Annotated in this window: 11 protein-coding genes; all 11 read left to right on the top strand. The window is 41.6% G+C overall.

Annotated features, from left to right (window positions below; translation table 11 throughout):
- The first annotated feature begins 13 nt into the window (after positions 1-13).
- The gene (ispE, locus tag UMU13_RS07475) at positions 14-859 is read left to right on the top strand and encodes a 4-(cytidine 5'-diphospho)-2-C-methyl-D-erythritol kinase (RefSeq protein ID WP_328218195.1); all 846 of its coding nucleotides are present in this window, start codon (positions 14-16) and stop codon (positions 857-859) included.
- 11 nt (positions 860-870) lie between these two features.
- Positions 871-1,827 (top strand): ribose-phosphate pyrophosphokinase, encoded by a 957-nt coding sequence (locus UMU13_RS07470; protein WP_328218194.1) that lies wholly within the window; start codon positions 871-873, stop codon positions 1,825-1,827.
- Complete coding sequence (gene pth / locus UMU13_RS07465; protein ID WP_328218193.1) at positions 1,828-2,418, top strand: aminoacyl-tRNA hydrolase; 591 nt, start codon at positions 1,828-1,830, stop codon at positions 2,416-2,418. It abuts the gene before it with no gap.
- Positions 2,419-2,421: 3 nt separating this feature from the next.
- Positions 2,422-4,440: a sodium-translocating pyrophosphatase gene (locus tag UMU13_RS07460; protein WP_328218191.1), complete on the top strand. Its 2,019-nt coding sequence runs from the start codon at positions 2,422-2,424 to the stop codon at positions 4,438-4,440.
- A 105-nt stretch (positions 4,441-4,545) separates the two neighbouring features.
- Entirely contained in the window at positions 4,546-5,637 is a 1,092-nt protein-coding gene (ychF, locus tag UMU13_RS07455) for a redox-regulated ATPase YchF (protein ID WP_328218189.1), read from the top strand.
- Positions 5,630-6,415 (top strand): SH3 domain-containing protein, encoded by a 786-nt coding sequence (locus UMU13_RS07450; RefSeq protein WP_328218188.1) that lies wholly within the window; start codon positions 5,630-5,632, stop codon positions 6,413-6,415. The genes ychF and UMU13_RS07450 overlap by 8 nt, the downstream gene beginning before the upstream one ends.
- Positions 6,416-6,418: 3 nt before the next feature.
- Entirely contained in the window at positions 6,419-6,895 is a 477-nt protein-coding gene (gene moaC, locus UMU13_RS07445) for a cyclic pyranopterin monophosphate synthase MoaC (protein WP_442902140.1), read from the top strand.
- Positions 6,849-7,727, top strand: coding sequence for a nitrilase-related carbon-nitrogen hydrolase (locus UMU13_RS07440; protein WP_328218185.1), 879 nt, complete (start codon positions 6,849-6,851; stop codon positions 7,725-7,727). Before moaC ends, UMU13_RS07440 begins: the two co-directional genes overlap by 47 nt.
- A gap of 7 nt (positions 7,728-7,734) precedes the next feature.
- The gene (locus UMU13_RS07435; RefSeq protein ID WP_442902141.1) at positions 7,735-8,550 is read left to right on the top strand and encodes an NAD+ synthase; all 816 of its coding nucleotides are present in this window, start codon (positions 7,735-7,737) and stop codon (positions 8,548-8,550) included.
- 170 nt (positions 8,551-8,720) lie between these two features.
- Entirely contained in the window at positions 8,721-10,190 is a 1,470-nt protein-coding gene (gene guaB / locus UMU13_RS07430; RefSeq protein ID WP_328218182.1) for an IMP dehydrogenase, read from the top strand.
- A gap of 27 nt (positions 10,191-10,217) precedes the next feature.
- Entirely contained in the window at positions 10,218-11,768 is a 1,551-nt protein-coding gene (gene guaA / locus UMU13_RS07425) for a glutamine-hydrolyzing GMP synthase (RefSeq protein ID WP_328218181.1), read from the top strand.
- The last annotated feature ends 2 nt before the right edge of the window (positions 11,769-11,770 follow it).

Here is an 11,770-nt window from a genome sequence, read left to right as displayed (position 1 = left end):
ATCCGGTGGTCCAATGCTGATAAGAGCTTATGCTAAAGTCAATCTGTTTTTGAAAATTCTGAACAAAAGACAGGACGGTTTTCACAATATTGAATCGTTGATGAGCCCTGTTAATCTTTTCGACCTGCTTAAAGTCCAAAAAAGCAGGCAGTTTCGGATAACCTGTAATGATAAAACTATTCCGGTTGATGAAAACAACATAATTTCAAAGACGTTCGCTCTGGTACAAAAAGAATATAATCTCAAACATCAGGTTGATGTCTGTTTATACAAAAACATTCCTTCAGGAGCAGGTCTGGGGGGGGGGAGCAGCAATGCAGCTGCTTTTTTGCAAATACTTAATGAGATTTTCAGTCTTAAAATGAGTTTTGATGATAAGGTTGACATTATGTCAAAGGTGGGTTCGGATACCGTTTTTTTCCTGTACAATCAGCCGGCTTTTGTCAGAGGCAGAGGCGAAATAGTGGATAAAACAGCAGTGCTTCCATCCTTTTACGTCTTGCTGGTGAAACCCCCTGTAACTATTTCCACATCCAGTGTTTATTCGGATAAAAATTTAACGTTGACACCTTATAATACCGTCAGTAATATGCATCCCGTTTTAAATTACACAGATGTTCTGGACTCCGTTGATAACGGTTTGCAAAATGTTGTGTTTAAAAGATATCCTGAGACGTATCTGATAAAAGAAAAGATGCTGGCTCTTGATGCTGACGCTGCGCTGCTTTCCGGAAGCGGTGCTACGGTGTTTGGAATTTACTCGTCAAAGAAATATTTGAATAAAGCGTATGATTATTTTAAAATATTTAATAAAAGCTATTTTGTTTATAAAACTGAGAATATAAATAACGTAATTTAAAGGAGATCCGAATGGACTTTTTGGTATTTTCAGGTAATTCAAATCAAAAGCTTGCCCAGGATGTTGTCAAGAAACTCGGGATGAGACTTGGGGATGCTACAGTTACCAAGTTTGGTGACGGGGAGATTTTTGTCAAGATTAACGAAAGTGTCAGAGGCAGGGATGTCTTTGTCATCCAATCCACGAATCAACCGGCTGAAGCTCATCTTATGGAGCTTATGATTATGGTGGATGCCCTGAAAAGGGCATCGGCCAGCAGTATAACGGCAGTTATCCCTTATTTCGGATATGCAAGGCAGGACAGGACAGTGGAGCCCAGGGTGCCGATTACTGCAAAACTGATTGCAGATCTACTTACAACCTCAGGCATCGACAGACTTGTTACTATGGATCTGCATGCCGGCCAGATACAGGGATTTTTTGATATCCCGGTGGATAACCTTTATGCAACCCCCATCCTTTCCGAATATTTCATTAACAAGAATATGTACGGAAAAGACTATGTGGTTGTCTCTCCCGATGCAGGCGGAGTGCCGAGAGCGCGCATATATGCCAAGACGCTGGAAAGTTCCTTAGCTATTATAGATAAAAGGCGAACGGGACCCAATGTAGCCAAAGCAATGCATGTGATCGGGGATGTTAATGACAAGCATGTGATAATTATTGATGATATGATAGATACTGCAGGTACACTTTCACAGGCTGCCTCTACAGTTATGGAGCACGGAGCCAAATCTGTCAGGGCTGCAGCTACGCACGGTGTACTGAGCGGACCTGCAGTGGAGCGTATTCTTTCAAGCCCTTTAGAAGAAGTGATTTTATGTGATACTATAGAGCTGTCCAAAGAGAAAAGCACCATTTCAAAGTTTAAGGTTTTAAAAACCGGTGAGTTGTTTGCAGAGTCGATACTTCGAATTTTCAATAAGGAAAGTATCAGCTCTCTTTTTAAATATAAAACAGAACAGTAAATGGACAAAATTCTCGTAGTAGGGCTGGGTAATCCCGGTATGAAATACAGGACCACCCGCCATAATATTGGCTTTATGGCGGCAGACGCCCTTATCTCTCATTACAATGCTGATATCAGGGGCGGTTTTTATTCGGATTACGGTGATTTTGTTGTTGACGGGAAAAAAGTTTTCATTCAAAAACCACAGACATATATGAATCTCAGCGGCAAAGCTGTGGCTGCACTTGCTTTTTACTATGACATTGAGCTGGAGAATATTCTTGTGATTTACGACGATGTTGATCTTCCGTTCGGCAAACTTAAAATTAAAAGGGGCGGCTCTTCCGCCGGTCACAAAGGACTGATTTCTATAATTGCATGTCTAGGCGGTGAGGATTTTATCAGAGCCAAAATGGGTATTGGCAGACCTGAAAACCCCAATATTGCTGTTTCTGATTATGTTTTGGGAAAATTTACCCGGACAGAGAGTAAAAATATTGAAGAATTTGTGGATTTGTGCAAAAATGCCGTCTCTTGCTTTATAAAGGAGGGTGTTGTTTCCGCTATGACGAAGTTTAATAACAAAAATATAACAAAAAAGGAGGACTAAAAAATGGCTTCAGCATTGAGTATTTTTGCTCCGATACTGGGGGCGGCAGGCCTGATAGTGGCCGTGGTGATTTATAATTATATTAAAAGGCAGCCGGAAGGCACTAATCTTATGAAAGAGATTGCTGGTATGATTCATGAGGGTGCTATGACTTTTCTCTCAAGAGAGTATAAGATTCTGGCTGTATTTGTAGCTGTAGTGTTTGTTCTGATGCTGTTTGCTGACGGACTCGGATTCAGCACCGGTATAGCTTTTATTAGTGGTGCTGTTTGTTCGGCTTTAGCCGGTTTTATAGGTATGAAAGCAGCAACAAAAGCTAATGTAAGAACGAGTGAAGCTGCCAGATCAGAAGGTATGGCATCAGCCCTGTTCATATCATATAACGGTGGAGCTGTTATGGGGCTGGCTGTTGCAAGTTTGGGTCTTCTTGGTGTGGGAATTTTCTTTCTAATTTATGGTGATCCCGAAACAGCGAAGAATATAAACGGGTTTGCAATGGGTGCATCCTCTATAGCTCTTTTTGCAAGAATAGGCGGCGGTATTTACACGAAAGCCGCGGACGTGGGTGCCGACCTTGTTGGTAAGGTTGAAGCCGGTATCCCTGAAGATGATCCCAGGAATCCAGGTGTAATTGCTGATAATGTAGGTGATAATGTAGGTGATATTGCCGGAATGGGTGCTGATATTTTCGAATCATATGTCGGTTCCATGATTGCCACAATTGCTATTGCGGCAACAGCAAGTCCGGCCCTTCTGGCAAAACTCGGCGGTGCAGGTCTGACAATGAACCTTATGTTTCTTCCTGTACTTTTCGCAATTATAGGTCTTATAGCTTCACTGATCGGTGTTTTTTCCATGAAAGCACTGAGCGGTTCGGCACCGGCGTCTGCGCTCAGGTACTCTACGTTTATAGGTGCCGGTGTGTTTTTAGTTGGAGCTTTCTTCGCTATTACAGCTTTTCAGATTAGTATTGGTGTATTCTGGGCTGTGCTGTTTGGAACAGTAGCCGGTATTGTGATTGGTCTTATCACCGAGTACTACACTTCATCCAAGCCTGTTTTTAAAATAGCAAATGCATCCAAGACCGGTCCTGCCACAAACATTATACAGGGTTTTGCAGTGGGGCTTGAGAGTGTTGTTCTGCCCCTTGCCATGATATGTCTTGCAATATTTGTGGCCAATGCACAGGCTGGGCTCTACGGTATAGGTATTGCAGCAGTCGGTATGCTGGCGACTGTTGGTGTTACAATGACTGTTGATGCTTACGGACCGGTGGCTGATAATGCAGGGGGTATCTCTGAAATGGCCGGATTGGGCAAAGATGTTAGAGATATTACTGACAATCTTGACTCCATAGGTAATACAACTGCAGCAGTTGGTAAAGGTTTTGCTATCGGTTCTGCTGCTTTGACCGCTTTGGCTCTCTTTGCAGCTTACAGCAGCAGTGCAGGATTGACGGAAATAAACCTTATTCAGCCAAAAGTTGTTATAGGTCTTTTTGTGGGTGGTTTTATCCCATTCCTTGTGGCTTCTCTGACGATGACTTCTGTTGGTAAAGCTGCAGGTCAAATGGTGGAGGAAATCAGAAGACAGTTTAAAGATATTCCGGGGCTACTGGAAGGAAAAGAGGGTGTGAAGCCGGATCCTAAAACATGTGTGGATATATCGACAACAGCTGCTCTGAAGGAAATGGTTCTTCCCGGTTTGGTGGCAGTTATTTCTCCTATTATTATAGGCTTCGGAATAGGCAAAGAAGCTTTGGGCGGTATGCTTGCAGGAGCTACATTGGCCGGTGTCCTTCTGGCTTTGCTTATGGCTAATGCCGGCGGTGCCTGGGACAATGCCAAGAAGTTTATAGAAGCCGGAGAAGTGGAAGGAGAGGCAAAAGGCGGAGAAGCTCATAAAGCTGCTGTTACCGGCGACACTGTTGGTGATCCGTTCAAAGATACGTGCGGACCTGCCATGAATATACTAATTAAACTTATGAGTATAGTTTCGCTTATAATAGCTCCATTATTATAAAACAAAAAGGGCAGCTGAGGCTGCCCTTTTTTACTAGGATAAGAGATGCATTATTGGATTATATTTTAATTTAATGCGTGAACAGAATAAGCTGAGGGATTACAGATGGGATTTAATTGCGGTATAGTAGGATTGCCGAATGTAGGCAAATCAACATTATTTAATGCATTGACTAAAGCGGGAGCGGAAAGTGCCAATTACCCTTTTTGCACAATAGATCCCAATATCGGTATTGTTGAAGTACCGGATGAAAGACTTGATTTTATAAGCGATTGCATAAAACCGAAAAGCACTGTTGCCACCACCATTGAATTTGTGGATATCGCCGGTTTGGTGAAAGATGCCAGTAAAGGAGAAGGGCTGGGCAACAAATTTCTGAGCAATATCAGGGAAGTGGATGCAATTGTTCATATTGTCAGGTGTTTTGATGAGACGGATATAAGCCATGTAAGCGGCAAAGTTGATCCGGTTGGTGATGTGGAAGTTATAAATATGGAGCTTCTGCTGGCAGATCTCGATGTTCTGGAGAAAGCTCTGACAAAGGTAAAAAAATCCGCGAAAAGCGGAGATAAGGAACTGAAAATTAAATCGGATGTTTTGGAGAAAATATACAATAAAGCTGCAGAAGGGGTACAGCTGAGAAATATTGTAAGCGTCGATGATATGAAGTATATCAAGGAATTTAATCTTCTTACTGTAAAGCCGGTGCTTTATGTGGCAAATGTCGATGAAGACGGGCTTGCCATCGACAATAATTATGTAAGTCAATTGAAAAAGGTAGCAGAAAAGGAAAATGCCGGATGTGTGAAAATCTCCTGCAAACTTGAAGCGGAGATTGCCGAACTGGATGAAGATGAAAAAAACGAGTTTCTTAATGAAATGGGTCTTAAAAAATCCGGTCTGGAGAAGGTTATAGCAGGTGGTTATGAACTTCTTGATTTAATTACTTTCTTTACAGCAGGGGAAAAGGAAGTGAAAGCCTGGACAATAAAAAAGAACACAAAGGCTGTGGATGCTGCGGGTAAGATTCATTCTGACATCAGCAGAGGGTTTATAAGAGCTGAAGTTTGCAGCTTCGACATATTTAAAGAGTATAAATCACTCCAGAAAATTAAAGAAGCAGGCAAAATGAGACTTGAGGGCAAAGAGTATATTGTAAAAAATGGAGATATTATATATTTTAGGTTCAATGTTTAAAAAAATATTTATCCCGGTCATTCTTTTTGTTGTCTTTATATTTAACGGTTTCTGTGAAGAAAAAACCGGTGCTTTTGTGGAATCGCTGGGGATTATAAAAGCAAATGTCGTGTATGTCAGAGACAAACCTGACTTAGACGCAAGAAGAGTAAGAACTTTTTATGAAGGTGCAAAAATAATAGTGATCGGAGAGCAGGGGAAATGGTACAAGGTGAAAGTTAACAATGTCAGAAGCGGCTATGCCCTGAAAAAGGATATCAGTTTTAAAGACACTCTCGGCGGGAGCTCGGAAAGCAATTCATATTTTGACAAAAAACTTTCTTTGAGTGTGAAAAGTTTTATAGACAGATTTAATTTCAACATGATTGAATCCGATTATTTTGAAAAAGAAGGGATAGTTCCGGTTTTTAAGTATAAACAGCTTCAAGTTGAGGACAGTACGGTTAAACTGGAGCTTATATATACAACCGAAATGAAAAGGGAAAGGGTTGTTTCAGACAATATGTCCAATCCCTTCTCAAAAGAACTTAAACATTTTATGGAGGTTGTGATTTTTAAGCTTATAAATTCACCTTATGAAAATTTTCATATTGAGGTTTTTTCAAATTCTACTGAAAATAATGGAAGTTTTAAAAAATATGCTGAATTCAGTTTTGACAGAAAGCGGGTCAATTTCGAAAAGGTAAAGGATTTTCGGGGTGAGGTTTGGAACTATGTTAAAACATCATCGGATGTTTCCGAAATCTTTGCAAAATACCCCGTTAAAAGTAAGGAGTAAGTGATGTCTTTTAGTCACCTGGATAAACACGGAAGAAGTAAGATGGTTGATGTAACATCCAAAAGTACTACCCGTAGGGAGGCTTACGCATCCGGTTATATTTATATGAAGGGCTCCACACTGGAGCTTATTTTATCCGGGAATGTAGAAAAAGGTGCAGTTTTTGAAGTGGCCAGAGTAGCTGCTATTATGGCTGTTAAAAAGACCGGGGATCTGATACCCATGTGCCATCCTTTGAATATAACCGCTGTAGATGTTGAGTTTATTCCGGAAGTGGATAAATCACGAATCAGAATAGATGTAAAAGTAAAGCTTGCAGGGCGCACCGGTGTTGAAATGGAAGCTTTGACGGGTGTAAGTATGGCTGCATTGACTATATATGATATGTGTAAAGCTGTTGACAAAGATATGGTAATTTCTGATATTAGATTAATTGAAAAAAGCGGCGGTAAAAGCGGAACTTATAGAAGGGAAGAATGATATGCTGAAACTTATGATCAGCCAGTTTAAGCCTTATCTTGCATCTCCTGAAAAGAATGCGGAAAAGCATTATCAGATAATTGAAGAAGCAGTGTCCGCACGCTGTAATGTCGTGATTTTCCCCGAACTCTCAATGACCGGCTATGACTTGAGGGATGCAGTGAGCGATGTGGCCATGGATCTGAATTCAGAAATTATCCGTCGGATAAAAGAGTATTCCAACTATATTTCAATTGTTTTCGGTTTTGTATATGAAGAGCAGCCCGGATGTTTCTATAATGCGGCTGCGTATGTTGAACAGGGTGAAATCCTCAGTATTCACAAGAAAGTTTTCCTGCCGGCTTACGGGCTTTTTGATGAAAAAAGATATTTTTCTGAAGGGAGCTCATTTTCCTTTTTCGATACGAAATTTTTCAGGGGTTCCATTCTGATATGTGAAGATGCACTCCATGCAGATTCCCTTTTGCATATAGCTGAAAATAATGTAGATATGGTTTTTATCCCGGCGGGAAGCCCTTTAAGAGGAATTGGAGAAAGCGGTTTTTATGCCGAGAAAGTATGGGATTATACCTGCGGATATATTTCCACTAACATGACAAGTACCGTTGTTTTTGCTAACAGAGCGGGAGTTGAGGAGGGTGTTACTTTTTGGGGCGGATCGAAGATTTATAAAGCAGGAGGAAGTATCGAATGCAGTCTGCCTTTTCTCAAAGAGGATAAATGCATTGTAAAGCTGGATAGAGACAATATCAGACAGGAAAGGATAAAAAACCCTTTAGTGTTAAAGGATAAATTAAGGATTTCATATAAAACCAATATGACACAAAGATGAGCGGATGATGAATGTAAGCTATCAGACATTAAAAGAAGTTCTTGTTAATTTTTTGAAAGAGGAAACCGGGAAAACAGGTCTTAATAACCTTGTGATAGGATTGAGCGGCGGGGTTGACTCGGCTCTTTCCGCTGCTCTGGCGGTAGAAGCTTTGGGCAAGGATCATGTTTTTGCATACTGTCTTCCTTATAAAACCAGCAGCTCAAAAAGCCTTGAAGATGCGAAAAAAGTTGCCGGATTTCTGGGTATCAACTGTGAAGTAATAGATATTTCCCCATATGCAGATGCGTATCTCAATGTTTTTGACCATTATATAGGAAATGTGAGATTCGGGAATGTATGTGCAAGAATGAGGATGGTTACACTTTTTGATTTATCAGCAGCACATGGCGCTCTTGTCCTGGGAACAAGCAATAAAACGGAGCTTCTTCTGGGATACGGCACCTGGTATGGTGACATGGCTTCAGCTTTGAATCCTGTGGGTGATCTGTATAAAACGCAAGTTTGGGGTTTGGCTGAGTATATGGGAATTCCGGAAGAAGTGATTGAAAAACATCCAACAGCAGATTTGTGGCAGAACCAAACGGATGAGGGAGAGCTTGGTTTTTCTTATAAGGACGCTGATAAGCTGCTGTTTGAAATGATTGATAAAAGAAAAAATAAAAAAGAATTGATACGTATGGGTTTTGATGAGAAATTTATAGATGAAGTCAGCAGAAGGATAAAAGCAAATCAGTTTAAGCGCTGTCTGCCGGTTGTTGCCAAAGTCAGCGACAGGACTGTGGGCGTTGATTTTCGTTACAGCAGAGACTGGGGACTTTGATGCGAAGTGGTGAGAGAGTGAGGGAGTGAAGTAGGGAGAGAGTGAGATAGAGAAGTAGTGAGTGAGTGAAGTGGTTAGGGAGTGGAGTGGTGCTTGGATTATAGGTGATAGTACGTCTCAAGTCTTACGTCTTGAATGTTGAACTTTGAACAATATATAGGAGTTGTATAATGTTTCATCAAAAAATATTGAAAGAAGCTTTAACCTTTGATGATGTTCTTCTTGCGCCGGGTAAAAGTGATGTTATACCCCGTGATGTGGATCTCAGTACCAAGCTGACAGAAAAAATCACTTTGGAAATTCCTCTTGTGAGTGCGGCAATGGACACCGTTACAGAAGGCAGACTGGCCATTTCCATAGCCCAGGAGGGTGGAATAGGATTTATTCATAAGAACATGAGTATAGCTGAACAGGCGGAAGAAGTCGACAAGGTTAAAAGATCGGAAAGTGGTATGATTGTCGATCCGATAACTATAGATCCGGAAAGGACTGTTGAAGAAGCTCTGGAGATAATGTCGAAATTTAAAATTTCCGGTGTTCCTGTGACAAAAAATAAAAAGCTTGTGGGAATTTTAACCAACAGAGATCTGCGGTTTGTCACAGCATACGATCAGCCTGTGAAAAACTTTATGACCAAGGAAAACCTTGTGACGGTTTCGGTGGGCACCTCTCTGGATGAGGCAAAGGAGCATCTCCAGAACCATAGGATTGAAAAATTACTGGTGGTCGATGACAAATATAATCTGAAAGGGCTAATTACAATAAAAGACATTAACAAGCGTCTGAAATATCCTTCGGCAACCAAAGACGATTTGGGGCGCTTAAGAGTGGGCGCAGCTGTGGGTGTCGGTGTGGAAACGATGGAAAGAGTGGATACACTGGTTGATAATGATGTGGATGTTATCGTGGTTGATACTGCCCACGGGCATTCGAGTAAAGTTAATGAAACGGTGCGTCTTATCAAGAAAAAATATCCCGATCTGCAGCTTGTTGCAGGTAATGTTGCCACTCCCGAGGCAACGCTGGATCTCATCAAAGCCGGTGTTGACTGTGTGAAAGTGGGTATAGGCCCGGGCTCCATCTGTACCACAAGGGTTGTTGCCGGTGTTGGTGTCCCACAGATTACTGCTGTTATGGATTGTGCTTCTGTGGCTGAAAAATACAATATTCCTATAATAGCGGACGGCGGAGTAAAATATTCCGGTGATATAGTCAAAGCATTGGCCGCCGGAGCCAATGTGGTTATGATAGGCTCACTCTTTGCCGGTACCACAGAGTCTCCGGGGGAAATTGAGTTGTTGCAGGGCAGAAGTTATAAGGTTTACCGTGGAATGGGTTCGGTTGGAGCAATGAGCAGCGGCAGTAAAGACAGATATTTTCAGGATGAAAAATCATCCGAAGCCAAATTTGTGCCGGAAGGAATAGAAGGGCGTGTACATTATAAAGGGGATATAAGCCATACTATTTATCAGCTTATGGGCGGATTGCGCTCAGGAATGGGATATACTGGAAGTGAAAATATCGAAAATCTCCGCAAAAATGCAAAATTTGTAAAAATTACAGGTTCCGGACTTAAAGAGAGTCATGTGCATGATGTTATTATAACCAAGGAATCTCCCAATTACTGGATTTCAACATAACGAAAGTTAGAAAGCAAAAGGTGATAAATGAATATTCATGACGAAAAGATTCTAATACTGGATTTTGGTTCCCAGTATACACAGTTGATAGCGAGAAGGATAAGAGAGGCGCGTGTTTACTGTGAAATACACCCCTGTACCGTAGATTTCAGCAAAATAGAGGAGTTTGAGCCCAAGGGTATTATCCTGTCAGGGGGTCCGGGGAGTGTTTATGCAGAGGATTCCCCTCAGGTTGACGAAAGGATTTTCGATATGGGGATTCCTGTGCTGGGTATCTGCTATGGGATGCAGATTATATGTAAACACTTCGGGGGAGTTGTTTCCCGATCAGTTGAAAGGGAATACGGCAGAAGCGAATTGCATATAAGTAATGATACAGATTTATTCAGAGGGGTTTCCTCCGAGGGTAAAATTACAGTTTGGATGAGCCATGGTGATAAGCTTGACAGTATGCCTGAGAACTTTTCTGTGATTGGTTATACGAAAAATGCACCGATTGCAGCTATGAAACACATTTCCAGGCCTTTTTATGCTATCCAGTTTCATCCGGAAGTTGTTCACACTCCCAGGGGGAGTGAAATTTTCAGAAACTTTGTTGTTGATATCTGCGGCTGCAAGCAGATATGGACTTCCGGTAATTTTATCCACACCGAGATTGATAAAATACGTGAAACTGTGGGAGATAAAAGGGTTTTATGCGCTTTGAGCGGTGGTGTAGATTCATCAGTAGTTGCCGTACTTTTGCATGAAGCAATAGGAAGCAACCTTACATGTGTGTTTGTGGATAACGGTCTTCTCCGTAAAGATGAAGCTGATGATGTTGTAAAAACTTTCAGAGACAGTTTCAGTATAAATCTTGTCCATGTGGATGCAAGAAAACGGTTTCTAAATGTTTTGAAAGGTGTAACCGATCCCGAAGAAAAACGAAAAAAAATAGGAAACACTTTTATTGAGGTTTTTGAAGAGGAAGCAAGAAAACACGGCCCGTTTGAGTTTCTGGCACAGGGTACGCTTTACCCTGATGTTATAGAATCTGTTTCATTTAAGGGTCCCTCTGCCACTATAAAAACACACCACAATGTAGGCGGGCTGCCGGAAAGGATGAATTTCAGTCTCATTGAGCCACTCCGGGAACTGTTTAAGGACGAGGTGAGGAAAGTAGGTCTTGAGCTGGGAATCCCCGAGAAGATGATTATGCGCCACCCGTTTCCGGGACCGGGGCTTGCTATCAGAATTTTAGGAGAGGTTACAGAGGACAGACTTGCGATACTGAGGCTGGCTGATGCCATAGCTATAAATGAAATAAAAGGGGCCGGTCTTTACAATGAAATATGGCAGGCATTTTCCGTATTGCTTCCTGTTCAGTCGGTGGGAGTTATGGGGGATAACAGAACATATGAAAATGTCCTTGCATTCAGGGCTGTTTCCAGTGTTGACGGTATGACTGCCGATTGGTCAAGAATTCCTTATGAGGTTCTGGGATCTATATCAAACAGAATTATTAACGAAGTTCAGGGGATTAACAGGGTTGTTTACGATATCAGTTCCAAACCGCCGGCAACCATTGAATGGGAGTAATT

This window comes from Flexistipes sp. (assembly GCF_036172515.1).
Taxonomy (GTDB): Bacteria; Chrysiogenota; Deferribacteres; order Deferribacterales; family Flexistipitaceae; genus Flexistipes.
Note: the sequence above shows the minus strand (reverse complement) of the source record. Positions and strands in the feature narration are given on the sequence as shown.

Excerpts from the sequence above, each read along its gene's own strand:
- ispE (WP_328218195.1), top strand. The coding sequence starts at position 14 with ATGCTGATAAGAGCTTATGCTAAAGTCAATCTGTTTTTGAAAATTCTG.
- UMU13_RS07470 (WP_328218194.1), top strand. The coding sequence starts at position 871 with ATGGACTTTTTGGTATTTTCAGGTAATTCAAATCAAAAGCTTGCCCAG.
- pth (WP_328218193.1), top strand. The coding sequence starts at position 1,828 with ATGGACAAAATTCTCGTAGTAGGGCTGGGTAATCCCGGTATGAAATAC.
- UMU13_RS07460 (WP_328218191.1), top strand. The coding sequence starts at position 2,422 with ATGGCTTCAGCATTGAGTATTTTTGCTCCGATACTGGGGGCGGCAGGC.
- ychF (WP_328218189.1), top strand. The coding sequence starts at position 4,546 with ATGGGATTTAATTGCGGTATAGTAGGATTGCCGAATGTAGGCAAATCA.
- UMU13_RS07450 (WP_328218188.1), top strand. The coding sequence starts at position 5,630 with ATGTTTAAAAAAATATTTATCCCGGTCATTCTTTTTGTTGTCTTTATA.
- moaC (WP_442902140.1), top strand. The coding sequence starts at position 6,419 with ATGTCTTTTAGTCACCTGGATAAACACGGAAGAAGTAAGATGGTTGAT.
- UMU13_RS07435 (WP_442902141.1), top strand. The coding sequence starts at position 7,735 with ATGAATGTAAGCTATCAGACATTAAAAGAAGTTCTTGTTAATTTTTTG.
- guaB (WP_328218182.1), top strand. The coding sequence starts at position 8,721 with ATGTTTCATCAAAAAATATTGAAAGAAGCTTTAACCTTTGATGATGTT.
- guaA (WP_328218181.1), top strand. The coding sequence starts at position 10,218 with ATGAATATTCATGACGAAAAGATTCTAATACTGGATTTTGGTTCCCAG.